Here is a 26,413-nt window from a genome sequence, read left to right on the forward strand (position 1 = left end):
TCGAGCGGAAATGCTTGGCCGATCATTCGTCGGTGCTGCCGGCCAAAACAGGCGCGATTTTTACGCCTCCCGGCTCTTCCCATCGCCAATGGCGCAAGATATTGAAAATGCCGCAAGCGGGCGTGGCGAAACTGGTAGACGCAAGGGACTTAAAATCCCTCGGCCTTGGCTGTACGGGTTCGACCCCCGTCGCCCGCACCACAACTATCCACTTTGAATTTGCCCGCATCTGCGCGTAAAAGCGTGTTTTTGCTTGACAATGACATTTTCGATGCAAGGATTGCGCCGCGACAGTAAGGCGGTTGAGTAAGTATTGTCTTGTGGGAGTAAGACGATGGTTTACGATTGGAATGGGACCAAGGTTCGGCGCATCCGGATCTTCAAGACCAGCGTCGCACTTGTTCTCGGAACTGCGATAGCTGCGATACCACTGTTCTTCTGGGCAGTGCAGTTGAGCGATTTCTAACTCGAGATAATCAGCGTTCTGCGAAAGGAAGCGCGTTTGGCGCTTTGGTCTCGCGCCACCTGTTGATCACCCAGCCAGCCAGCAGCCCGAGGGCTGCGCCCATCGCCTTGATGCTCGCGTCATGCAGGCGCGGATGGCGGGTAGGCGCGAGATATTGCAGATATTCGATGGCGAATGCGCCGACGATCAGCAGCACCGCCACCATCTTCCACTGTTTGGGATAACCGAGCGCAAAGGCCAAGCCGACGAGAAGATAGGCGGCCGCACGGTCGACATCGACCGTGGTGACCGTGTCCGGCCTCTCTCCGATCGGGGAAACCGTAGCGAAGATGATGAAGGCAAGCAGCAGCCAGGCGAGCGGTTTTGCGAATTTGAAGATCATCATAGCTTCATATAAGTGGCCGCCCTTTTCATTGACAGTTAAAATCAGTTCATGTGCCGCCAATTTCGCGATTGGCTTAAGAAAGCCTTCCTCGGAGCGAACCGGTCCGGGAGCGAACCGGAAACGGCCGAAACGGGCTTTCTTTTGCCGGTCGGCTCGTGCCATAGCGGCGGTGGTATTCTTGAGAATGGACCACGCCCGTGACGAAACTTGATGTCGAAAGTGCCGAAGAGGCAATGCGCAGCCTGTTTCCGGCAACGCCGCTGCAGCTCAATGATCATCTGTCGGCCCGCTACGGGGCCGATATCTGGCTGAAGCGCGAGGATCTGTCGCCGGTGCGCTCCTATAAGATCCGCGGCGCCTTCAATTTCTTCCGCAAGGCGATCGGGCAGGGTGCGGCCGGCAAGACCTTCGTCTGCGCCTCGGCCGGTAATCACGCCCAGGGCTTTGCCTTCGTCTGCCGCCATTTCGGCGTGCCGGGCGTCGTCTTCATGCCGGTGACGACACCGCAGCAGAAGATCGACAAAACGCGTATGTTCGGCGCCGAATTCATCACCATCCGGCTGTTCGGCGACTTCTTCGACCAGTGCTACCAGGCCGCGCGCGAACACGTAGAGGCGGTCGGCGGTGTCATGGTGCCGCCTTTCGACCATGCCGACATCATCGAAGGCCAGGCGACGGTGGCCGCCGAAATCATGCAGCAGCTGCCGGAAGGAACGGTGCCAGACATGGTCGTCCTGCCGGTCGGCGGCGGCGGACTTGCTGCCGGCATCACCGGCTATCTCGACGGCACCGTGCCAAAATCGGCTTTTGTCTTCACCGAACCAGCCGGCGCGCCGAGCCTTAAGCGCAGCATTGAGGCGGGCGCGGTAGTGACACTTGCCAAGGTCGACAATTTCGTCGACGGCGCGGCGGTGGGGCGCATTGGCGACCTGAACTTCGCCGCTCTTCGCGATTTCCCGGCAAGCCAAGTGCAACTGATGCCGGAGAACGCCATCTGCGTCACCATTCAGGAAATGCTGAATGTCGAAGGCGTCGTGCTGGAGCCGGCCGGCGCCCTGTCGCTGACGGCGATCGCCGCGATGGACGTCCAAGCGATCCGCGGCAAGACCATCGTCGCTGTCGTCTCCGGCGGCAATTTCGATTTCGAGCGCCTGCCTGACGTAAAGGAAAGAGCCATGCGTTACGCAGGGCTGAAGAAATATTTCATCCTGCGCCTCGCCCAGCGCCCCGGCGCGCTGCGGGATTTCCTCAATCTGCTCGGCCCCGACGACGATATCGCCCGCTTCGAATATCTGAAGAAATCGGCGCGCAACTTCGGCTCCATCCTGATCGGAATCGAAACCAAGGCGCCAGAGAATTTCGCCCGGCTGATCGGAAATTTCGAAGCAGCCGGCATGGGTTACGAGGATATCACCGAAAACGAGATCCTCGCCAACCTGATCATTTGACTTGGCGACAGCGATATCGTCGTGCTAAAGGCGGAGCATGGCTTCGTTCATTTCAAATATCTTTTCGATGTTCTCCGGCGGCGGCAAACCGGCTTCGGAGGCAGCAGGCCCTTCCGGCGAGCCGCAGCTTTACGGCGATTGCACGATCTATGCCGAGCCGCGCAAGGAAGGCGGCCAGTATCGCCTTGCCGGCCGCATCGAAAAGAAGGTCGGCGACGAGGTACTGGTGCGAAATTTCATCCGCGCCGATCTGTTTTCCTCCTCCGATGACGCGCTCGAATGCACGGTGCGCAAGGCGCAGCAGATCATCGATCAGCATGGTTCGTCGCTCTTTGGCGACGGCGAGAAGCTTCGTCAGGTCTGAAATCGGGATCCGGGGATGGGTCCTTGATACCGGCTGTAACTATTCCTGTGTGACCGGGGTGCTCTCCAGCGAGCGCGTTCTCACTCACGCAATCTTAAAGGATTGCGGTGAAAGGTATCGCCTGCAGGATTTGCAGGACACCCCCGTGTTTGACTGTTTCGGACGATTGACCAAAGGATTCTCTGTCGCGATCACCGCGCCAGCAGGAGGCCGAACGTCCGGAGCCGAGGTCTCATGATGGAGACACTCAACCTCCTTCTCTTCGTCGTCGAAGCCATCGCCTATTTCGTGCTGATGGTGACGCTTCTGCATTTCCGTCACCGGCTCGGTCTCGGGGTTTTCCTGACGGCGCTCGGCGTCATGCATTTCATGGAGACCTATCTGGCGGCGGTGTTTTATGTTTCGCTGCCGTTCGGGGATGTGTCGCCGGGCTCATCCGTCTTCTTCTCCGGCAAGCTGATGATGATCCTGATGCTTTACCTGCAGGAGGATGCCGCGACGGTGCGCCAGCCGATCTACGGTCTCTTCCTCGGCAACCTGCTCACCGTCGGTATTGCCTGGGTGCTGCAACTGCATCAGCCGCTGCAGATATCGACCAACCTCACACCCGACGTCGATTTCCTCAAGGAGATGGGCTGGCTGATGGTCTGGGGCACGGCGCTGCTCTATGTCGATTCGCTCGGCATCATCCTGCTTTACGAAAAACTCGGCGATTTCTTCCGCCGCCGGGTCGTCCTGCGTTTCCTGATTTCGGGGTTCGCGCTGCTGACCTTCGACCAGATCGGCTTCTTCGCCGCGCTGCATTACTTCCTGGATGTGCCGATCGCCGCATTCTGGGGCGGATGGAAGGCAAAAATGCTTGCCGTCTGCCTCTACGCGGCGATGTTCGCATTCTATGAGTATCGTATTCGCCGTGTCGGTGCGGGCGGGTCCGCACGCTCCATCAGCGACGTGTTCGGCGACCTGACGTTCCGCGAGCGCTATAACGACCTTCTGGAGCGCACCGGCCGCGACATGCTCACCGGCGTTTACGATCGGACGCGCATGGAGGTTGAAGCGCCGCTGATGCTGCGTGAGGCGCTGAGGCAGGGGCTATACGCCACCGTTCTTATTCTCGACGCCGATCACTTCAAGGATGTCAATGACGGCTACGGCCATCTCCAGGGCGACGAGGTGCTGAAGGCGATCGCCGCCCGATTGGGCACGACGTTGCGCTCGAGCGATCGCGTCTTCCGCTTCGGCGGCGAGGAATTCGTTGCCGTCTGTCCAGGCACTGACCACGAGGAAGGTCTGCTGCTTGCCGAGCGCCTGCGCTGGACGATTGCAACCAGCGTCAAGACGCCGGATGACAGGCCGATCACGGTCAGCATCGGTGTTGCGACTGCCGACGAGGACGGCGTCGATTTCACCGCCGTGCTGACGGCTGCCGACGGCAGGCTCTATGTGGCCAAGAAGAGCGGCCGCAACTGTGTCGTCGGCCGCTCCGGCGTGGTGAAACTCAGTTAGACCTGGTGGGCTCGTCGATCAGCGCAGCGCGGTCGGCCGCGGGTGTTTAGGATGTTGCGTAAACAGCAACACATTCCCGTATATTTACGTATTTTCAACATGTTATGAGAGCCATAAAAACGGCTTGTTAGCATAACACAAACGTGATCTCCATTGCCGCAGCATTCCGGATGAGCTTTCCTGCGAGGGGCGTGGACATGAGTGATTCAGTTGCAGCACAGAAAGTCGATGGCGGCGAGTTTGCCGTTTTGTGCATCGGAGGGTTTCTTCTTTCGATTGCCTATGGCGTGACCTTTCTGATCCCGGTGCTGGTTGGCCAGCGTGGTGGCGACGAGGCGCTGGCCGGCCTGATCATTTCGGCTGCGACTGTCAGCACCGTCATTCTCGTGATCCTGTCCGGCCACATCGCGGATGCCATTGGCTCGGCGCGGGCGGTGGCTGTTTCGGGATTGTTTCTTGCCGCGTCAGCGCTGGGATTCGCCATGGTTCCCTCAGCTGGGCTGAGCCTGATGGTGGTCGGTTTCATCCTCGGCATAGGCTGGGGCACCTTCTATGCGCTCGGCCCTATTCTGGTCGCCGCGATCGTCGAACCCGAACATCGGATCCGGTTTTTTGCCCTGCTTTCGGGATCGATGATGTCGGGCATCGGAGCCGGACCGATCATTGGCCGCATTGCTACCAGCTGGTCGATGCCGATCGAGGCGGCCTTCGCATTTGCGTTCCTTGCCAGTCTCGCCGGCGGTGCGTTTTACTTTTTGCTCCATATCCGGCTGACCAATGCCGGCAAGATTTTGCCCCATGTTAACAAGATCTCATTTGGCTCAGCACGCGAGGTGATCGGCTCGCGGGCCATCTATTCCATCGTCATGGTCGGCATCGGCGGCGCGATTTTCGGCGGGCTGTCCAGCTTTCAGACCAGCTACGCCAAGGCGCACGGATTCGACTACTCCCTGTTCTTCATCGGCTTCATGTCCGCCGCGATTCTGAGCAGGCTGTTCGTGGCGGGATATGTGGTCAAGAAAGACCCACTCTATTCGCTTGTGGTCCTGACAAGTCTGACGCTGGCATCGATCGTGCTGTTCCTGATGCTGACATCAAATCAGTTTGCCTATCTGGGAGGCGCGGCGATGCTGGGAGTGGGCTATGGCTTGACTTATTCCGTCATCAACGGCCTGGCGGCCAATGAGGCTCCCGCCGGCCTTATGCCGCAATCGCTGCTGTTATTTTCGCTCGCCTATTCCATCGGCGTCTTCGGCTTTCCACTGATCGCCGGCAATCTGATCGTTTCCTCCGGCGTGCAGACCATGCTGTACGTCGTGCTTCTGCTTGCCGTCCTGAATTTTGCAATCGTCCTGTTTCGTGTTGCCCACCGTGCGACGCAAGAACGAAACAAAGCATCCGTAGGAGACAATACAAGCACTCTATGACGGGTGACCGAGGCCGGCGAAGGGGCCGGGCAAGTTTGACCTGCCCAGCCCGGCTCACTTAGGCAGCGCGGAAGATCTTGGCGCCGGAGGGGGCACTCGTCATGCCGCCGTCGACGGTGATCTCGATGCCGGTGACATTGGCCGCATCATCCGAAGCCAGATAGAGCGCCGCCTTGGCGATTTCGTCGGCTTCGCTCATGCGGCCGAGCGGGCTCATGCCGCCGATGCGCGCCTCGAGCGCCGACATGGCGTCTTCCGTCTGGGCCATCGGCGACCAGATCGGCGTTTTCGTGCCGCCGGGAGTTACCTGATTGACGCGAATGCCGCGCGGTGCGAGCTCGGATGCCATATTGCGCGTCATGGCCCGGACTGCCGCCTTGGTCGCCGCATAGGCTGTCCAGCCGGGAGCGCCGAGCACGGCATGCACGGAACCGTTGAGGATCACCGAAGCGCCGTCATTGAGGTGCGGCAGGGCCGATTGCACGGTGAAGAAAACCGCCGTGAGATTGGTGCTGATGATCTGGTTGAACTGCTCCAGTGATGTCTCCCCGAGCGGCGTCGCGCCGCCGATGCCGGCATTGGCGAAGACGATGTCGAACTTGCCGACCTTTCCGGCGGCTTCCGCAAACGCCTTCTCGGTGGCGGCGGCATCGGTGACATCGACCTTCAGCGCCAACACGCCGGCTCCCAGCGCCTTTTCGGCGGCAGCGAGCGTTTCCGGGTTGCGGCCGGTGATCACCACCCTGGCACCCTCGTCGATGAAGACCCTGGCGGTCGCAAGACCGATGCCGCTGTTTCCGCCGGTGATCAGGGCAACCTTGTTTCTTAGACGCATGATTCATGCTCCTCTTGGAATTGACAATGATATAGATTATGATCGTTATCTATAAGGATTATGATAATAATCTACATGAGTCAATAGGCAGTGCCGGGGAGATGTCCGATGGGCCGTTCGCAGCTGGAAAAACAGAAGACGCACGAGAAGATTATCGAGATCGCGTCGAAGCGACTACGCGAAGAGGGGCTCGAAGGTATTGGCGTCGCCGATCTGATGAAGGAAGCCGGGCTGACCGTCGGCGGCTTCTATAAGCATTTCGCCTCCCGTGACGATCTGGTCGCCGAGGCGATCCAATCCGCTTTCGATTCATGGGGGCGCAAGCTGGAGGCCGAGGGGGTGAACCCGGCGGAGATGACGGCCGCCGATGTCGCCGACCGTTATGTGAGCGCCTATCACCGCGACAATCCGGGTGAGGGCTGCCCTTTTGCCGCGCTGACCTCCGATATATCACGCAGCGGTGAGAAGGCGCGGGGGATCGCGACGGAGGGGCTCAGGCGTAATTTCGCGTCATTGGCGAGCAAGGCTGCGGGAGCGGACGATAGCGAACGGCGGCGCAAGGCGATCATGGCCTTCGCGATGATGGCCGGCGGCGTCGGCCTTGCCAGAATTTCGTCCGATGAGGAACTCTCGGCCGAAATCCTGGCGACGGTCCGGGATTTTGTCGCCGATATCGACAAATGAAAAACGGCCGGCAAAAGCCGGCCGTTCCACAGAGCGTTGAAGAGCCGATCAGGCGGCCAGTGCGATTTCCTGGACGCGCGACTTAGCGGCGTCGATCGCCTTTTCGGCAGCTTCCGGACCGAAGGCCAAGCCTTCGACATAGATGGTCTCGATATCGGTAATGCCGAGGAAACCGAGAACCGACTTCAGGTACGGCACGGCATGGTTCAAGGCGGCTGCCGGTCCCTGCGAGTAGACACCACCCGAGGCGAGCACCACATAGACCTTCTTGCCGGTTGCGAGGCCAACCGGGCCGCTTTCCGTGTACTTGAAGGTCAGGCCGGCGCGGGCGACGTTGTCGATCCAGGTCTTCAGCGACGAGTAGATGTTGAAGTTGATGAGGCCGGTGCTGATGACGATCGTATCGGCGGCAAGCAGTTCGCTGACGAGTTCGTCGGAGGTCTTGACGGCCACGGCTTCCTCAGCGGTGCGGGCCTCGGCCGGCTTGCGGATTGCGCCGGTGAAGAGGTCATCGATATGCGGCAGCGGGGTGGCGGCAAGGTCGCGGCGGACGACGACGCTGCCCGGATTCTGGTTCTTCAGCTTTTCGGCGAGATCAACGGCGATCGGCGTCGAGAGCGATTCGGCACGCGGGCTGGACGTCAGAAGAAGGATGGACGACATGGTGCATTTCCTTTCGAATGGGATTTGACGGCCCGTTGCTGGGAGGTGAGCCGTAGTCTCGATGAGGAAAATAGGTCTGGCCTGCTATCGAAAAAACGGTGATAATGTCGATCGAAACTATCGATGGAATGGATAGAAGATGCTGCCGAACCCGACTCTGGACCAATTGCAGGTGTTTCTGACTGTTGCCGAGACTGGCAGCTTCTCGGCCGCTTCGCGGGCGCTGAACCGGGCGCAGTCGGTCGTCAGCTATACGATCGCCAATCTGGAAGCACAGCTGGAAGTGCCGCTTTTCGAGCGCTCCGGCGCGCGTCAGCCGAAGCTGACGGAGGCGGGCAAGGCGATGCTGGAGGATGCGCGGCGCATTCTGGGCGACCTGCAAGTCATGCGGGCGCGCGTCAAGAGCCTGAGGGAAGGGCTCGAAGCGGAGGTATCCGTCGCCATCAGCGTTATGGTGCCTTCACGAGCCCTGGTGGATGTACTCCACGAATTCCGCGAGATGTTTCCATCCGTTTCGTTGAGCCTCAATGTCGGCGAGCTCGGAATGGTCATGGATCTCGTCCTCAGCGGCAAGGCGACGATCGGGATTGGTGGCGCGGTCGTCCAGCAGGACGATTCGATCGTCACGGAGCGGATCGGTCATTCCTTCATGTTGCCGGTTGCCGCGCGCAACCATCCGCTTGCCGGGATCGGCCGGCCGCTGACGCTTGGCGACGTCCGCGAGGAAGTGCAGCTTGTCGTCACCGATGCGTCGGGCCGGACGAAGGGGCGCGATTTCAACGTTCTCTCCTACAAGACATGGCGTGTCAGCGATATCGCGACGAAGCACCAGCTCATCAAGGCCGGCCTTGGCTGGGGCGGCCTTCCGGCTTCCGTGATTCATGGCGATCTCGTCAGCGGCACGCTCGTCCATCTCGATCTGGATGCCTACGAACAGGGGGAGTATCCGATATATTCGGTGCGCCAGCTCGCCAACCCGCCCGGACCTGCCGCCACCTGGATGATCGACGCGTTCCGCACGCGGCTTTCCCATTGCCCGAACCAGGCCGATTTCCATGCTCAGATGGCGGAACTCCAGGAACCCGCGACACCGCTCGCGGCCGAATGACGAAGGCGCGGCGGGCGCGCCTTCGCCGGCATCCTCTTCGGCCTAAAGAACCAGCCTGAACTTCGAGAAACCGTCGGCCCCTTCGCCGGCATCCTCGATCTTGACGCTTTTGACCTCGGTGAGGAACTGCTTTGCCTTCGGGCCGCTTTCAAAGGTCGCGGTCGTGCCCGGAAGCGGCTTGAAGGTCCAGTTTGCGTCGGCCGACGGATTGATCGTGCCCTGATCATGGATATAGCGGACGATGACGTCGCGGTTGGTATCAGGCGCCTGGAAGATCACCTTGTCCGCGGTGATCTCAGGGAAATTGCCGCCGCCACCGGCGCGGTAGTTGTTCGAGACGACGACGAACTTCTGGGCCGGATCGATCGGCTTGCCGTTGAAGGCGAGGTTCTGGATGCGGTTGGAGTCCGGATTGATCGGCTTGCCTGATGAATCATACTTCGGCGGCTGCGACAGGTCGATCTGGTAGGTGACGCCGTCGATCACGTCGAAATTGTAGGACGGAAAATCGTTGTTGAGCAGTGCTGTATCCTTCGAGCCAGCCTTGATGTGATTGAACATGCCGGCCGACATTTCGAGCCAGTTCTTCACCTGGGCGCCGGTGATGGCGACAGCCTGCACCGTGTTTGGGTAGAGATAGAGGTCGGCGACGTTCTTGATGGCGATATCGCCGGCCGGAACATCGGTATAGTAATCGGCGCCGCCGCGGCCGCCGGCCTTGAAGGGGGCCGCCGCCGAAAGCACCGGCAGGTCCTTGAACGCGGTGTCGGCGAGCATCTGCTTGATGTACCAGGTCTGGGCTTGGCTGACGACCTGCACGGAAGGATCGTCAGCGACCAGCGCGAAGTACGAATAGAGCGGTGCGGACGTCTTGCCGACCGGGGTCCGGACATAGGCAAGTGTCGCCTCGTGCTCGGCCTTGGCGGCCTCGACCACGTCCTTCTTGTCGGCGTAGTCGGCAACCACTTTCTTCTTGTCGTCGCGATGATAGATCGGCCGTGCTTCCGAGGTGAAATCGACGATCTTCCAGCTATTGCCGTCTTTCTCGAGTAGCAGGTCGATAAGGCCGAGATGTGAGCCCCAGAAACCAGCCATCACGGCGGGCTTGCCATGCAGCGTGCCCTTGACGGGGTCGGCATTGGCGACGCTGTCCCAGCTCTTCGGGCCGGGGAAGACGAGATGCTGGTGGCCGGTGAAGATCGCGTCGATCCCATCGACGGCGGCGAGATGCAGCGAGGCGTTTTCCATCTTGTCAGACGGTGCGCTGCCATCGATGCCGGAATGCGAGAGCGCAATGACGATATCGGCGCCGGCTTCCTTCATGGCGGGAACCCAGGCCTTGGCGGCCTCGACGATGTCGCGCGTCTGCGCCTTGCCTTCGAGGTTCTTGATGTCCCAGAGCATGATCTGCGGCGGCACGAAGCCGATGAAACCGATCTTGACGGGGCTCTCATTGCCGGCGCCGTCCTTGATCTGCTTTTCGACGATGATGTAGGGCTTGAAGAAGAGATTGTCCTGCTTCGGGTCCGAGGCGAGCTGGCCCTTGGTCAGGTTGGCGCAGACGAAGGGGAAGTTTGCGCCTGATAGTACCTTGAACATGAAGTCGAGGCCGTAGTTGAACTCGTGATTGCCGAGCGTGCCCACAGTATAGCCGAGCGTGTTCATCGCCTTGATCACCGGATGGACGTCGCCGTCCTTCATGCCGTGCTGATAGGCCATGTAATCACCCATCGGATTGCCCTGCAGCACGTCGCCATTGTCGATCAGCAGTGAGTTGACGGCCTCGGCGCGGATGCCGTCGATGATCGTCCCGGTGCGCGACAGGCCCATCGTGTCGTTCGGCTTGTCGGCATAATAGTCATAGGGGAAGACATTGACATGAATGTCAGTCGTTTCCATCAGCCTCAGATGCGCCTGGTTGGCGCTGGCGCGCGCGCTGAAAGGATGCAGCAGCACCAGGGCGGAAGTGGCGGCGAGGCCGCCGAGCAGGGAACGGCGGCTCATTACGCCAACATCGAAAATGGAAGACATGGAAACTCTCCTTCAGGATCATGCATCGTCCGGCCCGTCAGAATTAGGACGATTTGGCGAGGAGTACACTGCGAAAATGACAGGACGTCAAAACAATCCGCCGGAAAAGCGTCATCGCTCCGAAATGCAATTTATGGTGCAGTCCCTCAGCGCCAGGCTGCCACAGACGCAAGGCGCGGTCACCCTCGGCGTCGGTGTCAACCGCAGTTGCTGGAGCGATCTCAGCCGCTCCTTCGGCGCAAAGGCCGGGCACCTTACGAGTTTGGTGCCGATGTTGTTAAGTGAGGCGTCCGCTCGACGTTGACGGCGGTTCTAACCAGCGGACGCACCGCCAGCACCGGCCGCATCTCCTTATGGAAAAAGCGGAAATAGGAGGAGATCTGCGCCCGCGCATTCGAATTCACGTCGAACTGGATGCCGACGCGGCCATTATGCTTCCAGCGGATGATGCCTTCGAGCAGCCCGAGGTTTTCGGCCTCGATGCGCACCTTGCTGCCGGAGGCGGCATGGAGCGGCCCCTTCATCTCCAGGGCGGCACCGGTTGGCGATAGGTTGAGGATGCGGGCATCCACCTGGCTGTTCAGATATTTGACATGGCCGAACACGCGGCAGTTTTTTCGGTCGGCCTTTCGAGCCGTGATTTTCAAGTTGCGGGTCATACTGTCTCCCTTGATATAGCCAGGGAGCATAGCGCCGGAAAATTGAAATGGTTTTAGGGGCTTGGCTAAAATTGCAGTGAAACGTCAATTGGCAGCAGCGGCCCTGCGTCCCACCACATGTTCGCGCCAGACCGTGAAGATCCCGGCGGCAACCACGATGATCGAGCCAGCGATCATATTGAGACTGAGCGTTTCATCGTAGATCACCATGCCGATGACAGAGGCGTAGACAAGTGACAGATAGGTCAGCGGCTGGACGGCGGCGGCATCGAGAATATCATAGGCGCGGATCAGGAAATAATGGCTGGAAATGCTGGTGACGCAGACGAGCGCCATCCAGCCCCAGTCGCCCGGCGACATCCAGCTCCAGTAGAACGGTCCGACCAGCGTCATCGTGACGCCGCCGACGACGCCGGTATAGAAGAAGCTGGTCATCGACGAATCGTCGCGGCTGACCAGACGGGTGGCAATGACGTAGAAGGCGAAGTTGAAGCAGGAAATGACGGCGAGAAGCAGCTTGAGGTCGAAAAACTCGCCTTCCGGCTTCAGGATCAGCAGCACTCCGAAAAGTCCGGCGCCGATCGCTGCCCACCGCCGCCAGCCGACCCGCTCGCCGAGGATCGGCATCGCCAGCAGCGCGATCAGGATCGGCGTCGCGGAAAAGATCGCCTGTGAACGGGCAAGGCCGATCATCGCAAAGCAGGTGATGGCCAGTACCACCTGGACGGCAAGCAGCACGCCGCGGGTCACCTGCAGGAGAGGGCGTTTGGTGCGGGCCGTCGCCTTGATGCCGCCGCGCATCTTCGAGGCGAGGATGATCGTGAAAAGCGCGAAGGCCCAGTAGCGGATCATCGTCACGAAGATTGGCGGATAGGCCGTCGCCAGATGTTTCGAGATGGCATCCTGCAAGGAGAAGATGGTGATCGCCAGCAGAACGAAAATATAGCCTTGGGTCTTCGATGTCATGACTTGCCAATGAGCGGGAAACGCCCGCGAGCGTGAAAAGTCTGGGCAGGCTTTCGGCAAAGATGCAAGGCCTCAAAGGCCGACATTCGGCTTGTCGATGATTTCTCTGAGCGCGAAGCTCGAATTGATCTTGACGACGTGGGGAAGGGCCGACAGCCAGTCGCGGTGGATGCGCTCATAGTCCTCCAGATCACGGGCGGCGACCCTGAGGATGTAATCGTATTCGCCCGACATCAGGTAACAGACGAGCACGTTCGGGCAGAGCTTCACCGCTGCCTCGAATTCCGCCAGTGTCTTGGCGAACTGGCCGGAGAGAGAGATATGCACGATGGCGATCATCTTGTAGTCGAGCGCCTTGTGTGAAAGCCGCGCGTGGTAGCCGCCGATGACGCCGCTTCTTTCCAAGATGTCGAGCCGGCGCGAACAGGCTGAAGGCGACAGTCCGATTCTTTCGGCAAGCTCGGCATTGGTCATGCGGGCATTGGCCTGCAATGCCCGGAGAATCGCAAGATCGATGGTGTCGAGATCGGCCATTCGAAGAACCTTCGAAAAAAGATAGGATAAGTGCAATAATCGCCGAAAAATCGCGTCTTCGCAAATCGTCTTTGCAAGGACATTTCACTGTCTTGATGGTTGGATTCCTCATCTGAAAAATCCGCGGCCGCGGAGATAAAATTGAGAGGAACGCGCATGCGTGTCGGTTGCCCGAAGGAAATCAAGAATCATGAATATCGCGTCGGTCTGACGCCGGCTTCGGTGCGCGAATATGTTGCCCACGGCCACGATGTCTGGGTGGAGACCAAGGCAGGCGTCGGTATCGGCGCTGATGATGCCGCCTATGCTGCGGCTGGCGCCAAGATCGCCGCCTCCGCCAAGGATATCTTCGAAAAGTGCGATATGATCGTCAAGGTGAAGGAGCCGCAGCCCGCCGAATGGGCGCAGCTCCGTGACGGCCAGCTTCTCTACACCTATCTGCATCTGGCGCCGGATCCCGAACAGACCAAGGGTCTCATCGCCTCCGGCGTCACCGCGATCGCCTATGAGACGGTGACCGACGAGCGCGGCGGCCTGCCGTTGCTGGCGCCGATGTCGGAGGTCGCCGGACGCCTGTCGATCCAGGCAGGAGCGACCGCGCTGCAGAAGGCCAATGGTGGCCTCGGCGTCCTGCTCGGCGGCGTACCTGGTGTGCTGCCGGCCAAGGTCGCGGTCATCGGCGGCGGCGTTGTCGGCCTGCATGCCGCCAGGATGGCCGCCGGCCTCGGCGCCGATGTCAGCATCCTCGACAAGTCGCTGCCGCGCTTGCGCCAGCTTGACGATATCTTCGCCGGCCGCATCCACACCCGTTATTCCAGCATCCAGGCGCTGGAGGAGGAAGTCTTCTCGGCCGATCTCATTATCGGCGCCGTGCTGATCCCGGGCGCTGCCGCTCCGAAGCTCGTCACCCGCGAGATGCTCTCCGGCATGAAGAAGGGCTCCGTCGTCGTCGACGTCGCCATCGACCAGGGCGGCTGCTTCGAGACCTCGCATGCGACGACCCATTCCGATCCGACCTATGAAGTCGACGGCGTCGTGCATTATTGCGTCGCCAACATGCCGGGCGCCGTGCCGGTCACCTCGGCGCACGCGCTGAACAATGCCACATTGGTTCATGGCCTGGCGCTTGCCGATCGCGGCCTGCGCGCTATTGCCGAAGACAAGCATCTGAGGAACGGCCTCAACGTCCACAAGGGTCGCATCACCAGCAAGCCGGTCGCCGACGCGCTAGGCTACGAGGCCTTCGCGCCGGAGAGCGTGCTGAACGTAGCGTAAGCTAGCTGACTCAAGGTCAGGCGCCGGCCTCCACCAGGGCCGGCGCCTTTACTTTGTCGATCCGGCATTGGAAGCAGTTGTTGCGCGCTGAGCGCACATGCACATAGGCGATACCAGATCGTCCCAGCAGCTCTTCGCCATAGGCTGGAATATCGCCGATAGCGGTCACCGCGCCGGTGCCGTAGACGATGCGGTCGTTTTCACTATAGCCGCGGACGATGAAGTCGCGGCTCGTCGTCAGCACCGGCGGCATGATCTCTTCGGCGGCATAGCGTGCACAAGGCTGCTTGTGCAGGAAGACCGGGCCGGTTTCGGCATAGGGCTGCAGTTCGGGGAAGGGCCGGTAGGCGAAGACCAGCAACGCCTCGCCCGCATCGATATTTTCGAGGCAATGGCGGCAGGGATGACCGGGACCATCGGAAACGATCGTCTCGGGCAGCCTGTCATAGGCGTCGCGGCCGCCGTTCCAGAGGTGTTCGGCGTCGGTCGTCGGCATGGCAACAAAACGAATGGCGGTCACGATAGATCTCCTTTGTATTGCCATGAAATGCACCTCGACGAGCGCGCAAGCCACCCGATTCTTGCGCGCCGCAGGCATTGGGCGATCGAGTGAAACGCGGAATATGCTTCGTCCTCAAAGCGCACGCTTCCACCCTGCGCGTAACCTCAGACACTGCGGGAGTGCGCCAAAAGCGGGTCACCACGGGTCGCCCCCAAGCGGGTCGACGCCTGTCATGGACCAGCTTTCTTCTCGCTGCTCGTCGGCTCGATCGTGTCTCTCGTCGCTGCGCCGGGTATGTCTGGCGTCTTCATACCGTGGTACACGATCGGGTGGCACAGGGTCGGGCCGCTGTTCGGTTTTGAGAGGGTGCGCTGGCTGGCGGCCTCACGAATTTCGGTTTGGAGGGACAGATGATGGCTGAAGAAGCAGCATTGAACTTCGCGGACTTCTATGATGCCGAGCTTGCTCTCCATAACGCGCATTTTCGGGTCGCCGCCGCGGTCGGGCGGTCTGATCGTGTTCTCGATATCGGTTGCGGCGCCGGACAAACCACACGTGACGCCGCGCGCGCTGCTGAAGCAGGACGAGCGCACGGAATAGACCTGTCCGTCACGATGCTGGAGATTGCCCGCCGGCGCAGCGCCGAGGAGGGATTACCCAATGCGACGTTCGAAGTGGCGGATGCACAGAACTACCACTTCGCAAAAGGGGAATTCGACCTTTGCATCAGTCGATTTGGCGTCATGTTCTTCGCCGATCCGGCGGTGGCTTTCGCCAACATCGCCAACGCCGTACGCCCGGGTGGGCGTTTCATTTTCATGGTCTGGCAGGACAGAGACCGCAATGAGTGGGCGACCGCCATACATGAGGCGCTTGACCCGGATTCAACCGGTCCGGTTGCGGCCAGCAAAGCCTTTTCGCTGAGCGAACCCTCGGTTACGTCTGGACTGCTCGAAACGGCAGGGTTCGCTACCATCGAGTTTCGTGAAATCAACGAGCCTGTGTTCTACGGTCCAGATCCCGAGACTGCATTGGCGACGATTCAGACATTTGAAAATGTGAAGAACGCCCTCGATCGTTCCGTCGCGACAGCCGAAATACGGGCGCGGCTGCTCGACATGCTGGAGGCGCACCAGACACCCCACGGAATTCAATTCGATTCGCGCGCATGGCTGATCAGCGGCCGCCGGTACGGCGACAGTCCCTCGTGCGTTATGTGATTTCCGCTCAGCGTGAATGCCGGCTTTGGGTCAAGCCGACATTGCTGGCATTTGCTATCGAATTCCGCAAAACTGCATGACGAAAAGGAGAAGCCCTTGCCCGACATCGATCTCGCGCTGCTGGCGCAACAGAATGCGGAAATACTGGAAGAGCTCAGGGCTCTGCGCCGGGAAGTGGCGGAACTGAAGGAGCAGTCGGGCCGCACGCTCGATTTCGAGCGCCGCAACGACCCACGCCGCCCGAACAGCCTGACGCAGCGTTAGTTGCCTCTGGCTACGTCAGGGAAAGAAGCCGTCAGCTTTTCCGCGCAATCTCCAGAAGCTCCTTGTCGCTGAGCGGCCGGACGATGCCGGTGCCGGTCGAGACGGGGGAGAAGCCGTACATCTGGTAGAGCTGCAGCGCGCGCGGATGGTCGAGGTTGTTGGTGGTGGTGGTGACCCGCTTCGGATTGAGCGACCAGATGGCATAGAGCGCCTGCAGCAGGAACCACTTGCCGATGCCGAGACCGAGCGCATGTTCGATCAGGCCGAAATGGCTGAGCTCGATCATATCCTCGTCTTCGCAGAAATATTCGTAGAAGCCGGCGGGCGCGCCGTTCACGTAGAGAACGCTGATATTGTTGCGCTTGTCGTTCAGCGTCTCGGCAAGCTGCTCGTCGCTCATGCGCAACCGATCCACCCATTGCCAGCGGGCACCCACCTGCCGGTAGAGATAGCGGTAGAAGGGCAGCGGGATCTCGGGAGCGCGCATGATCGCCGTCTGGATATTGACGGGCACCGGCATGCTTGCCTTTGGCGGCGCCGTCATTTCGAGCCGGGTGATGTGAGCTTTCAGCGAAGCGGGTGCCTTTCCCATGGCGATCAGGCTTTGACCGGCGTCGGCGGACCGGTAACGATGGGTGTATCGTCACGGCTGCCCCATTCGCTCCACGAGCCATCATAAAGCTTGTTGTCGTGATGGCCGAGCGATTCCAGCGCCAGCGTGATGATCGCGGCGGTGATTCCCGAGCCGCAGGAGGTGACGACGGGTTTTGAAAGATCAATGCCGGCATCCTCGATCGTCTGCCTGAGTTCGGGCAGCGACTTGAAACGGCCCTGACTGGCGAAGACACCGGAGGGCAGGCTGCGGGCGCCGGGCATATGGCCGGAGCGCATGCCGGCGCGCGGTTCGGGCTCGGCGGCTGCGAAGCGGCCGGCGCTGCGGGCATCGGCGATCTGCATCGCGCCGCTGGAGACGATGTCGCGCATCCTATCGAGCGTCACCACGCGGCTTTCATCGAAATTGGGCGTGAAGGTCGCCGACGCAGGATTGGGTGCTGCGGTTTCCAGCGGACGGCCCTCGGCCTTCCAGCCGTCGAGACCGCCATCGAGCACGAAGACGTTTTTCGCGCCCATCACCCGGAAAAGCCACCAGACGCGGGGCGAGGCGAACAGACCGATACCGTCATAGACGACGATCCGATCATTCTCGCTGATGCCGAGCCGGCCGACTTCGGCGGCGAAATAATCGGGCGAGGGGATCGTGTGCGGCAGCGATGTCGAATGGTCGGCGATCTTGTCCTGATCGAAGCGGATGGCGCCGGGAATATGGCCGGCAGCATATTCGGCATCGGCATCGCGCTTCTGCGCCGGCAGATAGAAGGAGGCGTCCAGCACCCGAAGGTCAGCTTTGCCGAGCTCGGACTGCAGCCAGTCGGCCGAAACGACGAAACGGCTCTTGGTCTCACTCATGATGGTCTCCCTTGATGGTCAGGCTTCGTCGCCGGGCGTGCCGAAGCGGATGCGGAAGCGCCGGTTCTCTTTGCCCTTCTTCTCGATTTTGGCGATATGGATCCGGCCGACTTCCTGAGTCTCGGAGACATGTGTGCCGCCGCAGGGTTGGCTGTCAATCGAGGAGTTCTCGCCGATGCAGACGAGGCTGACGCGCCCGAGCCCCATCGGTGGGCGCACGTTCTTCGATTTGACGATATCGGGATTGGCCACAAGCTCCTCGTCGGTGATCCATTGCAGAGTGACCGGATGATTCTGCTCGACCAATTGCATCAGCTTGACCGTCACCGCGTCCTTGTCGATCGTCTCGATCATGTCGAAATCGACGCGGCTTTCCTCTTCGCCGACGGCAGCCCCGGTGATCGGATAGGAGCAGACGACGGAAAGCAGGTGGCAGGCCGTGTGCATGCGCATCAGCCTGTAGCGGCGCGGCCAGTCGACATGCAGCACCAGCGTCTCGCCGACCACGGGCCGCGGCGCACCTTCGAGCGGCACATGGATGATGACATCTTTGCTTGGACCATGCTTCGTCTGGCCGAGCGCGATCTTGCTGCCGTCGGCGCGTTCGAGCTCTCCGGTGTCACCAGGCTGGCCACCTGATGTCGCATAGAAGCAGGTCTGGTCCAGTTCGATGCCCCCGTCTTCGTGAACGGCGGTGACGACCGCATCGCACGTCGAGAGATAGAAGTCGTCACGATAGAGGGCATTGACGGACATGGGGTCTCACACGGGCTCGTAGGGAACGTGGATATCGGGCGACTTGGCCATCCAGCCCGGAACGGGCAGCCCCTTCGAGGTGAGGAAGTCCGGGTTGAAGAGCTTGGACTGATAGCGGTTGCCGTAATCGCAGAGGATCGTCACCACCGTGTGACCAGGTCCAAGGTCCCGGGCGAGATTGACCGCGCCGGCAATGTTGATCGCCGTCGAGCCGCCAAGGCAGAGGCCCTCGTTCTCGACAAGGTCGAAGAGATAGGGAAGCGCTTCGGCATCCGAGATCCGATAGGCATAGTCAGGCGTGAAACCCTCGAGATTGGCGGTGATGCGGCCCTGGCCAATGCCCTCGGTGATCGAGGATCCCTCGGATTTCAGCGCGCCGTTCTGGTAGAATTCATAGAGAGCAGCGCCATCGGGATCGGCGATGCCGATCTTGACGGCAGACCTGAAAGCCTTGAGGCCGGCCGCCACACCTGCCAGCGTGCCACCGGAGCCGACCGAGCAGACAAAGCCGTCGACCTTGCCGTCGGTGTCTTTCCAGATTTCCTTGGCGGTTGTTTCGATATGCGCCTGACGGTTGGCGACGTTGTCGAACTGGTTTGCCCAGATTGCCCCGTTCGGCTCGGTCTTCGCCAGTTGCTCTGCCAGCCGCCCGGACACCTTCACGTAGTTGTTCGGGTTCTTGTAGGCAACGGCGGGTACTTCGACGAGTTCGGCGCCGAGCAGCTTCAGCGCGTCTTTCTTTTCCTGGCTCTGCGTTTCCGGGATGACGATGACGGTACGATAACCGAGCGCCTTGGCGACCAGCGTCAGCCCGATGCCGGTATTGCCGGCCGTACCCTCGACGATGACGCCGCCCGGACGAAGCAATCCCTTCCGCTCTGCGTCGCGGATGATGTAGAGCGCGGCCCGATCCTTCACCGACTGGCCGGGGTTCAGGAACTCCGCCTTGCCGAGAATGGTACAGCCGGTCACCTCTGAGGCGCCCTTGAGTTTGATTAGGGGCGTGTTGCCGATGGCTTCAAGGACGGAGGGGTGGAAGGTCATGGAATCTGCCTCTATTCGAACTCTTACTTTAGGAACGGTCTTTTCCCTTCACAAGGCTGAGTTGGCAAGAAAAGCTATTCCACACCTCTGTCGGACGCGATAAAATTTGGCTTTCCTCCCCCGAAATGACGCATGGCCGGCAATCCAGCGGTGTGAGGGGTGATCCGAAGATTGACTTTCCCCGTACGGATGACGACAAAGCGAAAACGGAGCGCGGCAACGGGGCGTGACCAAAACCGACATGGTTCACGAGCAGATCGACACGATCGATGCATTGATGGCGCATTATGTTGCCGGCTCCTTGCCCGAGCCGGCGCGTGTGTTGGTGCAGTCTCATCTCGAAATGAAACCGGATAATCGCAGCCTGGTGAACAGCCTCGAGCTGCTGGCCGGCGAAGCTCTGGAAAACGCGCCTGAAGTCGCCATTGCCGATCGCGACGGGCGGCTTGCGGCGATCTTTTCCTCTGCGTCTCCCGTCACGGCGCCGCAGACGGCCGCGCGGCCGGAGAACGCGCTGTTTCCCCAAGCGTTGCGCAATCTCTTGGGCTTCGAGGCCGAGGACGTTCGCTGGCGTCGGCGGTTGCCCGGTTTCAGGGAATATTCGCTCGACATGGACGGCTGCGAGGTCAGCCTGATGTGGATCCGGCCGGGCCGAGCCTTGCCGGCGCACACCCACAAAGGCATGGAACTGATCCTCATTCTCGACGGCGCCTTCAACGATGAACGCGGCCGTTTCGGTCCCGGCGACATCTCCATTGCCGACGAGACGGTCGACCACCGGCCGGTAGCCGAAAAGGACAGGCCTTGCATCGCCTTTGCCGTCTCGGATGGACCGGTCAAGCTCACCGGATCCTTTCGTCAGATGATCGGCGACTTGATCGGCTGAAAGCAGCCACAATGGTGTGATAGAGCCGTAAATCCGGCGGGGTTGAGGAACTTCCGGACCTGTTTTTGCATTGATCAGGCAGCCCGGAGGAACATGTCATGCGTGACTTCATTGCCCATCCCGAACATGGAATCGTCTGGATTTCGGGCGCGAGCTCAGGCATCGGCCGGGCGCTTGCACTGAGGCTCGTCGGCGAAGGATACAAGGTCGCCGTCACGGCCAGAAGCCACGAAAAGCTTGTCGAACTGCAAGCCGAAGCCAATGGCCTCTCGGGCAGTATCATTGTGCTCGACGGCGACGTCACCGATGCCGAGGACATGGAACATGTCATGGCCTCCATCGAATATGAGCACGGCACGCTCGCCATGGCGATCCTCAATGCCGGCGTCTACCTGCCTGTCCATGCCGAGGATCTGAATCGCACCGATTTCGAGAAGAGCTTTGCCGTCAACCTCTCCGGCGTCGTCAACTGTCTGCTGCCGGCGATCCGCCATATGAAGGCGAAGGGGCAGGGACAAATTGCCATCGTTTCCTCCGTCACCGGTTATGGCGGCCTGCCGACGGGGGCTGCCTATGGTGCTACCAAGGCGGCGCTGATCAATATGGCCGAAAGCCTGAAATTCGATCTCGACAAGATGGGCATCCGCATCCAGCTCGTCTGCCCGGGCTTTGTCGATACGCCGGCAACGAGGAAGAATGCCTTTCCGATGCCGTCGCTGGTATCGGTCGAGGAGGCCGCCCGGGAGATTGCCGCCGGGTTGAAATCGCAGGCCTTCGAGATCACGTTTCCGAAGCGCTTCACCACCATGCTGAAGCTCGCGCGCTTGCTCCCCTACAGCGCTTATTTCACGCTGGTGAACCGCGTGACCGGCTGGCGGGAGCGACCGCCATCGGCTGGTCGCCACCCGGTGACACCGCATGCGGCGGAATGATCAACGGCGCGAGAACACGACTTGGCGCACATCTATATTGCGGGCACGGAAGCCGGCCTCGCAATAAAACAGATAGAATTCCCAGAGCCGCTTGAAACGCTCGTCGAAGCCCATCGGGCGGATGCGTTCCCAGACCGACCAGAAACGCTCGCGCCATTCGGCCAGCGTGCGGGCGTAATCGAGCCCGAAGCCGAAGTCCTTGACCAGCGACAGGTCGACCTTGCCGGCAAGTTCGGCCAGATGATTGCGCGTCGGCAGCATACCGCCGGGAAAGACATATTTCTGGATGAAGTCGGGGTTGCTGCGATACTGGTCGAAGGACTCGTCCTTGATCGTGATGATCTGCAGCCCAGCCTTGCCGCCCGGCTTCAGACATTGCCTGAGCTTGGAGAAATAGGACGGCCAGTATTTCTCGCCGACCGCTTCGAACATCTCGATCGAGACGATCCGGTCGTAGAGCCCTGCCTCATCGCGGTAATCCTGAAAGCGGAATTCCACGCGGTCATCGAGGCCGGCTTTGCGAATGCGCTCCTCGGCAAAGGCGAGCTGCTCGCGGCTGATCGTCAGCCCCGTCACCTTGCAGTTCAGCTCACTCGCCGCAAATTCGGCAAACCCGCCCCAGCCGCAGCCGATCTCCAGCACATGATCGCCGGGCCCGATGCCGGTCGCCTCGGCAAGCGCCCGGTATTTGGCGTTCTGGGCCGATTGCAGATCGTTGGCGCCGGTCGAATAGAGTGCAGAAGAATAGGTCATGCTCGGATCGAGCCATTCCCTGTAGAAATCGTTGCCGAGATCGTAATGAGCGGAAATGTTGCGCTTCGAGCCCGTCTTGGTGTTGGTGTTCATCCAATGGCGGACGCGCTCGAACAGGCGGCCAAGACCGCCCTTGCCATGCGCATAGCTGTATACGGCCTCGCCGTTGACGAGGAAGAGTTCGAGGAAGGCGGCGATATCAGGGCTGTCCCAATCGCCGTCCATATAGGTTTCGGCGACCCCGATCGTGCCGCTCGTCAGCGCTCGATAGGCAAGGTTCCAGTTGTGGAGGCTGAGCGCCGCCTTTGGCCCGGCCTTCTTGCCCTCGACCAGCAGCCTGCGGCCGTCGGGAAGGGTAACGGCAAGCGAACCGTGCTGCATATGCAGAAGTCCGCGCAGCGCCAGCTTTGCCTTGAAGGGCAGACCCTTCACCATGCGGGACATGTTTTCGGCCGTCAGCGTCACAGCATCACGAGCCAGCAGATTCCAGTCCTGCGCCTTGCTCATTTCTCTTCCTCCTCCAGCATTTTCCTGCCGGTTAGGGACGAAGCCACCCTTGATGATACACGCAGCCGCCCCCCGGCCATTGCATCGAACGCTAATGTCATTCCGCCGCTTCCGCAAGCGGGCGGGTTTGGCGGACGCTGACTTCAGGTGGGGGCGCAGGACGCCTGACATACCGCGCGCCCTTCAGCCACAATTTGAGTGCTTCCCAATGAATTCCGGTCATGATCTTGAAAGTGAGGATGGGTATGCGCGCCGTCAAGCCCAGCAGCGAAGCGTTTGTCAAAGGCACCTGCCGTCCGGAAAATGTCGCCGAGAGCAGCGGTCCTTCACTATCTGTTTCAAGGATGCGCCAGCGGATCTCTTTACCGGGCGGCAGCATGCGGAAATGATAGCGCGCCGCCATGCCGATAAAGGGCGAGACGTGAAAGAGCTTGTCGCAGCTCTGGCGAAGCCCGCTTTCCGACATCTCGCCACGGCCGACGGGACAGACATAGCTGTGCCGCTCGCCGAAAGTATTGCGCACCTCGTAGATCATCGCGATGACTGCGCCAGCGGCATCATAGGCGTGATAGACGGAAAGCGGATTGAAGACATAGCCGAGAATGCGGGGATAACAGACAAGCAGGATCCTGTCGGCGCGGTCGAGCCCCGCCTCGGCGAGCAGCCGGTCGGCATAGGCGCGCAGCGACGTATTTCTGGTTTCGGCGTGGTCCTTTTCCTGGAACGAGACGAGATTGCGCCCGTTGACGGAAAACAGCATCGATAGCCGGCCAGCCTCGTCCAGCCTGTCGAGATCGACAAGCAGCGAGAAGACACGGTAGCGGAAGCGATGGCCGAAGGGTTTCATGCGTTGATGCATGATCTCGCCGACATAGAGACCTGCGGCGGCATCCGGTGGAGGGCCGTTGGCCACCGCGTTCATGCCACGCTTTTCGCCGAGCCCTGTCATGCCGCCACGTCCGGTTGAGGTTCCCAGGTTCGGGCCGTCCGCCAGGGTATGATCCCGCCCAAGGCTTCTGCCGCCGCCAGACCGGAAACCAGTCCATCCTCGTGAAATCCGTATCCCGTCCAGGAACCGGCGAAATAGCAATTGTTCTGTCCCTGAATGGTGACAAGCGCCTGTTGCGCAGCCATGGCGTCCGCCGAGAACTGCGGATGTTCGTAGGTGAATTCGGCAAACATCTTATGGGGGTCCGGCTCGCGGTCGGGATTGAGGGTCACGAACAGCGGGAATCTGTTGTCGATGCCTTGCAGCCGGTTCATCCAGTAAGTCACGGCGACGTCGGCCTTTCCATCTTCACGGCTGGAACGGAGATAATTCCATGAGGCCCAAACCTTGCGTCGCTGCGGCATTAGCGACTGGTCGCGGTGCAGGACGACGCGGTTCGGCTGATAGGGGATGGCGGCGAGCAGCCTGCTTTCCCGATCGGTGGCATCGACAAGCAAGCGGGCTGTCTGATCGCTGTGGCAGGCGAAGATCACCTTGTCGAACGGGTGTTCGCCGCCCGTTTCGTCGATGATCGTGACGCCGCGTTCGGAGCGGATGACCCCGCGCACGCCGCAGGAAAGTCTCACGCGTTCGCCGAGCGGCTGAAGCAGCCGGTCGAGATAGGTGCGGCTGCCGCCGGTCACTGTGCGCCACTGGTGCTGCCGGCGGTAGATCAGCCGGTGATTATCGAAGAAATTGACGAACTGCTCGGCGGGAAACTGCAGCATGCGGGCTGATGGTGTCGACCAGATCGCCGCCGCCATCGGCACGAGATAGTTGTTGGTGAAACCGGGCGAGAAGCCGCGCCAGTCGAGATAATCGCCGATCGAGCGCGAGGCGAGATGACCGGCGGTGCGATCTTCGAGGCAGGTGCGGTTGAAGCGGAGGATCTCGCGGATCATCCACAAGAACGAGGGCCGCAGCAGGTTGCGCTTTTGCGCAAAGACTGAGGACAGCCCGCCGCCGCTCCATTCCAGTCTGCCGCGGTCGAGCGAGAGCGAAAAGCTCATATCGCTTGCATGCGTCGCGATGCCGAGTTCGGCAAAGAGCGCCGTCAGATTGGGGTAATTCTGTTCGTTATAGACGATGAAGCCGGTATCGACCGCAATCTGAACCCCGTCGTATTCCACGTCCACCGTCGCCGTATGGCCTCCCGCCCGCGCCTGGCTTTCGTACAGCGTAACGTCATGCACCTGACACAGTGCCCAGGCTGCGGAGGCGCCCGAGATGCCAGAGCCGATGACGGCGATCCTCAGCCGGCGGGGAGCGGGACAGAAGTGCGCGTTCATGCGGCATCCCTTATTGCTTTGTAGGCGGCAAGCGCCCGGTTGCGGGCGCTCGCGTGATCGACGATCGGTTTCGGATAGGTTTGGCCAAGCGTGATGCCGGCCTCGTCGAGCATGCTCTTCGGCGCCTCGAACGGCCGGTGGATGTATTTTGGCCCGAGTTCTCGAAGCTCCGGCACGTAGGTCCTGACATAGTCGCCGTCGGGATCGAACTTTTCGCCCTGCAGCACCGGATTGAAGATGCGGAAAAATGGCGAGGCATCGGCTCCCGAGCCCGCCACCCATTGCCAGCTTGCGGCATTGTTGGCGGGATCGGCATCAACGAGCGTATCCCGAAACCAGGCCTCGCCCCGGCGCCAGTCGATCATCAGATCCTTGATGAGGAAGGAGGCGACGATCATGCGCACGCGATTGTGCATCCAGCCATGGCGCCAGAGCTGGCGCATGCCGGCATCGACGATCGGATAGCCGGTCATGCCGCGGCGCCACGCCTCGAAATCTCCGCTGTTGTTGCGCCATTCGAAGCCGTCGAAACGATCGTTCCAGTTGGCAGAGGCAAGACGCGGGAAATGGAAAAGCAGGTGATAGGAAAATTCGCGCCAGGCGATCTCCTTGCGAAAATGCACGATGTCAGCCGCCGGCACGCGTTGCGACAGGCCGCGTGTGGCATCCCAGATGCGGGCAGGGGATATCTCGCCCAGCGCCAGATGCGGCGACAGCATCGACGTCGCCGGCCTCGCTGGATAGTCTCGGTTTTCCTTGTAGCCCTCGAGCGCGTCTTCAACGAAGGCGTGGAGTCTCTGCTGGGCACCCTCTTCGCCGGGTGTCCAGAGATCAACGAAATCGCCTGCCCAGTCCGGCTTCGTCGGGAGCAGCTTCCAGCTCCCCAGCACTTCTGATTTCGGTTGCGACGCAAGCCGCAGTTTTGCCGGCGCGTCCAGCGGCGGCTCCGGTTCGCCGCCGCCCTCCAGCGCGCGCCAGAATGGCGTGTAGACGCGATAGGGCGTGCCGTTGCCGGTCATCAGCCGGGAAGGTTCGTGCAGCAGCTGGCCGCCAAAGCTTCTTGCCTCGATCGCCTGCTTTTCCAGTTCGTGCTTGATACGGGCGTCGATGGAGATTCCGGCTGGATCGTAGCGCCGGTTCCAGAAGACGGCTTCGGCAGCGCTTTCCTTGATAAAGGCGCAAAGCACTTCGAGCGCCTCGCCGCTTGCCAACACCAACCGTCCATTCAGCTTTTGCAGCGACCTGTTGAGCGCTTCCAGTGAATGATGCAGCCACCAGGCCTGTGCAGCACCCAGCGGACCGGTGCCTGCTGCCGCCGGTTCTCTAATATAGAGCGGGATGATCGGCCGCCCGGAGCGATGGGCGGCGGTGAGTGCCTGATTGTCGTCAAGGCGCAGGTCCTTGCGAAACCAGAGGATGACCGGTTTTGCTGCGTCCTTTGCCAATGAAGCCGT

Annotated in this window: 28 protein-coding genes and 1 tRNA gene; 13 read left to right on the forward strand and 16 right to left on the reverse strand. The window is 60.8% G+C overall.

Features of this window, described 5'->3' with window-relative positions; translation table 11 throughout:
- Positions 1-116 precede the first annotated feature (116 nt).
- Both ACM5SV_RS17690 and ACM5SV_RS17695 read left to right on the forward strand, forming a co-directional pair.
- Positions 117-201 (forward strand) — tRNA-Leu (locus ACM5SV_RS17690).
- Positions 202-334: 133 nt separating this feature from the next.
- Complete coding sequence (locus ACM5SV_RS17695) at positions 335-466, forward strand: hypothetical protein (protein WP_012757157.1); 132 nt, start codon at positions 335-337, stop codon at positions 464-466.
- Positions 467-476: 10 nt separating this feature from the next.
- Here ACM5SV_RS17695 and ACM5SV_RS17700 read toward each other — a convergent pair whose 3' ends face one another.
- The gene (locus ACM5SV_RS17700; protein ID WP_206642389.1) at positions 477-911 is read right to left on the reverse strand and encodes a VanZ family protein; all 435 of its coding nucleotides are present in this window, start codon (positions 909-911) and stop codon (positions 477-479) included.
- Between the two features lie 137 nt (positions 912-1,048).
- Between ACM5SV_RS17700 and ilvA the strand changes: the two genes are divergently transcribed.
- From ilvA to ACM5SV_RS17720, 4 genes are all read left to right on the forward strand, one after another.
- Positions 1,049-2,299 (forward strand): threonine ammonia-lyase, encoded by a 1,251-nt coding sequence (gene ilvA, locus ACM5SV_RS17705; protein WP_012757159.1) that lies wholly within the window; start codon positions 1,049-1,051, stop codon positions 2,297-2,299.
- A gap of 37 nt (positions 2,300-2,336) precedes the next feature.
- Entirely contained in the window at positions 2,337-2,663 is a 327-nt protein-coding gene (locus ACM5SV_RS17710; RefSeq protein ID WP_003538786.1) for an HlyU family transcriptional regulator, read from the forward strand.
- 234 nt (positions 2,664-2,897) lie between these two features.
- On the forward strand, positions 2,898-4,169 hold the full coding sequence (locus tag ACM5SV_RS17715) for a sensor domain-containing diguanylate cyclase (RefSeq protein WP_017993707.1): 1,272 nt from the start codon (positions 2,898-2,900) through the stop codon (positions 4,167-4,169).
- A gap of 197 nt (positions 4,170-4,366) precedes the next feature.
- On the forward strand, positions 4,367-5,596 hold the full coding sequence (locus ACM5SV_RS17720) for an MFS transporter (protein WP_222015817.1): 1,230 nt from the start codon (positions 4,367-4,369) through the stop codon (positions 5,594-5,596).
- Between the two features lie 58 nt (positions 5,597-5,654).
- Here the strand turns inward: ACM5SV_RS17720 and ACM5SV_RS17725 are convergent, their stop codons facing one another.
- Positions 5,655-6,431: an SDR family oxidoreductase gene (locus ACM5SV_RS17725; RefSeq protein WP_222015691.1), complete on the reverse strand. Its 777-nt coding sequence runs from the start codon at positions 6,429-6,431 to the stop codon at positions 5,655-5,657.
- 108 nt (positions 6,432-6,539) lie between these two features.
- Between ACM5SV_RS17725 and ACM5SV_RS17730 the strand changes: the two genes are divergently transcribed.
- On the forward strand, positions 6,540-7,115 hold the full coding sequence (locus tag ACM5SV_RS17730; RefSeq protein WP_221974941.1) for a TetR/AcrR family transcriptional regulator: 576 nt from the start codon (positions 6,540-6,542) through the stop codon (positions 7,113-7,115).
- A 48-nt stretch (positions 7,116-7,163) separates the two neighbouring features.
- Here ACM5SV_RS17730 and ACM5SV_RS17735 read toward each other — a convergent pair whose 3' ends face one another.
- Positions 7,164-7,778 (reverse strand): FMN-dependent NADH-azoreductase, encoded by a 615-nt coding sequence (locus tag ACM5SV_RS17735; protein ID WP_012757164.1) that lies wholly within the window; start codon positions 7,776-7,778, stop codon positions 7,164-7,166.
- A gap of 139 nt (positions 7,779-7,917) precedes the next feature.
- Between ACM5SV_RS17735 and ACM5SV_RS17740 the strand changes: the two genes are divergently transcribed.
- Positions 7,918-8,886 (forward strand): LysR family transcriptional regulator, encoded by a 969-nt coding sequence (locus ACM5SV_RS17740; protein WP_017993711.1) that lies wholly within the window; start codon positions 7,918-7,920, stop codon positions 8,884-8,886.
- Between the two features lie 42 nt (positions 8,887-8,928).
- Here the strand turns inward: ACM5SV_RS17740 and ACM5SV_RS17745 are convergent, their stop codons facing one another.
- The 4 genes from ACM5SV_RS17745 to ACM5SV_RS17760 all read right to left on the reverse strand — a co-directional run bounded on the left by ACM5SV_RS17745 (position 8,929) and on the right by ACM5SV_RS17760 (position 13,076).
- Positions 8,929-10,917: a bifunctional 2',3'-cyclic-nucleotide 2'-phosphodiesterase/3'-nucleotidase gene (locus ACM5SV_RS17745; RefSeq protein WP_221991946.1), complete on the reverse strand. Its 1,989-nt coding sequence runs from the start codon at positions 10,915-10,917 to the stop codon at positions 8,929-8,931.
- A gap of 254 nt (positions 10,918-11,171) precedes the next feature.
- Complete coding sequence (locus ACM5SV_RS17750; protein ID WP_012757168.1) at positions 11,172-11,576, reverse strand: PilZ domain-containing protein; 405 nt, start codon at positions 11,574-11,576, stop codon at positions 11,172-11,174.
- Between the two features lie 84 nt (positions 11,577-11,660).
- Complete coding sequence (locus tag ACM5SV_RS17755) at positions 11,661-12,542, reverse strand: DMT family transporter (protein WP_222015693.1); 882 nt, start codon at positions 12,540-12,542, stop codon at positions 11,661-11,663.
- Between the two features lie 72 nt (positions 12,543-12,614).
- Entirely contained in the window at positions 12,615-13,076 is a 462-nt protein-coding gene (locus ACM5SV_RS17760) for an Lrp/AsnC family transcriptional regulator (RefSeq protein ID WP_017993715.1), read from the reverse strand.
- Positions 13,077-13,232: 156 nt separating this feature from the next.
- Between ACM5SV_RS17760 and ald the strand changes: the two genes are divergently transcribed.
- Positions 13,233-14,351 carry an alanine dehydrogenase gene (gene ald, locus ACM5SV_RS17765; protein ID WP_222015694.1) on the forward strand — a complete coding sequence of 373 codons (1,119 nt, stop codon included), beginning with the start codon at positions 13,233-13,235 and terminating at the stop codon, positions 14,349-14,351.
- 16 nt (positions 14,352-14,367) lie between these two features.
- Here ald and ACM5SV_RS17770 read toward each other — a convergent pair whose 3' ends face one another.
- Positions 14,368-14,871, reverse strand: coding sequence for a DUF1203 domain-containing protein (locus ACM5SV_RS17770; protein ID WP_012757171.1), 504 nt, complete (start codon positions 14,869-14,871; stop codon positions 14,368-14,370).
- Positions 14,872-15,263: 392 nt separating this feature from the next.
- Here ACM5SV_RS17770 and ACM5SV_RS17775 point away from each other — a divergent pair, with 392 nt between their 5' ends.
- Together ACM5SV_RS17775 and ACM5SV_RS17780 are read left to right on the forward strand one after the other, a co-directional pair.
- Complete coding sequence (locus ACM5SV_RS17775; protein WP_017993717.1) at positions 15,264-16,073, forward strand: class I SAM-dependent methyltransferase; 810 nt, start codon at positions 15,264-15,266, stop codon at positions 16,071-16,073.
- A 96-nt stretch (positions 16,074-16,169) separates the two neighbouring features.
- Positions 16,170-16,337 (forward strand): hypothetical protein, encoded by a 168-nt coding sequence (locus ACM5SV_RS17780; protein ID WP_003558735.1) that lies wholly within the window; start codon positions 16,170-16,172, stop codon positions 16,335-16,337.
- A gap of 31 nt (positions 16,338-16,368) precedes the next feature.
- Here ACM5SV_RS17780 and ACM5SV_RS17785 read toward each other — a convergent pair whose 3' ends face one another.
- From ACM5SV_RS17785 to ACM5SV_RS17800, 4 genes are read right to left on the reverse strand one after another with little or no spacing between them, the layout of a single operon-like run.
- Positions 16,369-16,929 carry a GNAT family N-acetyltransferase gene (locus tag ACM5SV_RS17785; protein ID WP_012757173.1) on the reverse strand — a complete coding sequence of 187 codons (561 nt, stop codon included), beginning with the start codon at positions 16,927-16,929 and terminating at the stop codon, positions 16,369-16,371.
- A gap of 5 nt (positions 16,930-16,934) precedes the next feature.
- Positions 16,935-17,804, reverse strand: a complete 870-nt coding sequence (gene sseA / locus ACM5SV_RS17790) for a 3-mercaptopyruvate sulfurtransferase (RefSeq protein ID WP_012757174.1) — start codon at positions 17,802-17,804, stop codon at positions 16,935-16,937.
- Between the two features lie 18 nt (positions 17,805-17,822).
- Positions 17,823-18,560 carry an alanyl-tRNA editing protein gene (locus ACM5SV_RS17795; RefSeq protein WP_012757175.1) on the reverse strand — a complete coding sequence of 246 codons (738 nt, stop codon included), beginning with the start codon at positions 18,558-18,560 and terminating at the stop codon, positions 17,823-17,825.
- Positions 18,561-18,566: 6 nt separating this feature from the next.
- On the reverse strand, positions 18,567-19,604 hold the full coding sequence (locus ACM5SV_RS17800; protein WP_012757176.1) for a cysteine synthase A: 1,038 nt from the start codon (positions 19,602-19,604) through the stop codon (positions 18,567-18,569).
- Between the two features lie 226 nt (positions 19,605-19,830).
- On the opposite strand from ACM5SV_RS17800, the gene ACM5SV_RS17805 reads away from it, so the two are divergent.
- Together ACM5SV_RS17805 and ACM5SV_RS17810 are read left to right on the forward strand one after the other, a co-directional pair.
- A complete protein-coding gene (locus tag ACM5SV_RS17805; RefSeq protein WP_017993720.1) occupies positions 19,831-20,490 on the forward strand; it encodes a ChrR family anti-sigma-E factor in 660 nt (219 codons plus the stop codon).
- Between the two features lie 98 nt (positions 20,491-20,588).
- Entirely contained in the window at positions 20,589-21,422 is an 834-nt protein-coding gene (locus tag ACM5SV_RS17810) for an SDR family NAD(P)-dependent oxidoreductase (RefSeq protein ID WP_012757178.1), read from the forward strand.
- Here ACM5SV_RS17810 and ACM5SV_RS17815 read toward each other — a convergent pair whose 3' ends face one another.
- The 4 genes from ACM5SV_RS17815 to ACM5SV_RS17830 form a co-directional block, all read right to left on the reverse strand.
- Complete coding sequence (locus ACM5SV_RS17815; RefSeq protein WP_017993721.1) at positions 21,423-22,682, reverse strand: SAM-dependent methyltransferase; 1,260 nt, start codon at positions 22,680-22,682, stop codon at positions 21,423-21,425.
- 97 nt (positions 22,683-22,779) lie between these two features.
- A complete protein-coding gene (locus tag ACM5SV_RS17820; protein WP_113547044.1) occupies positions 22,780-23,631 on the reverse strand; it encodes a DUF1365 domain-containing protein in 852 nt (283 codons plus the stop codon).
- Positions 23,628-24,959, reverse strand: a complete 1,332-nt coding sequence (locus ACM5SV_RS17825) for an NAD(P)/FAD-dependent oxidoreductase (RefSeq protein WP_222015695.1) — start codon at positions 24,957-24,959, stop codon at positions 23,628-23,630. Before ACM5SV_RS17825 ends, ACM5SV_RS17820 begins: the two co-directional genes overlap by 4 nt.
- Complete coding sequence (locus ACM5SV_RS17830) at positions 24,956-26,404, reverse strand: cryptochrome/photolyase family protein (protein WP_128439342.1); 1,449 nt, start codon at positions 26,402-26,404, stop codon at positions 24,956-24,958. Before ACM5SV_RS17830 ends, ACM5SV_RS17825 begins: the two co-directional genes overlap by 4 nt.
- Between the last annotated feature and the right edge of the window lie 9 nt (positions 26,405-26,413).

This window comes from Rhizobium sp. CRRU65 (assembly GCF_048551595.1).
Lineage (GTDB): Bacteria > Pseudomonadota > Alphaproteobacteria > Rhizobiales > Rhizobiaceae > Rhizobium > Rhizobium leguminosarum_J.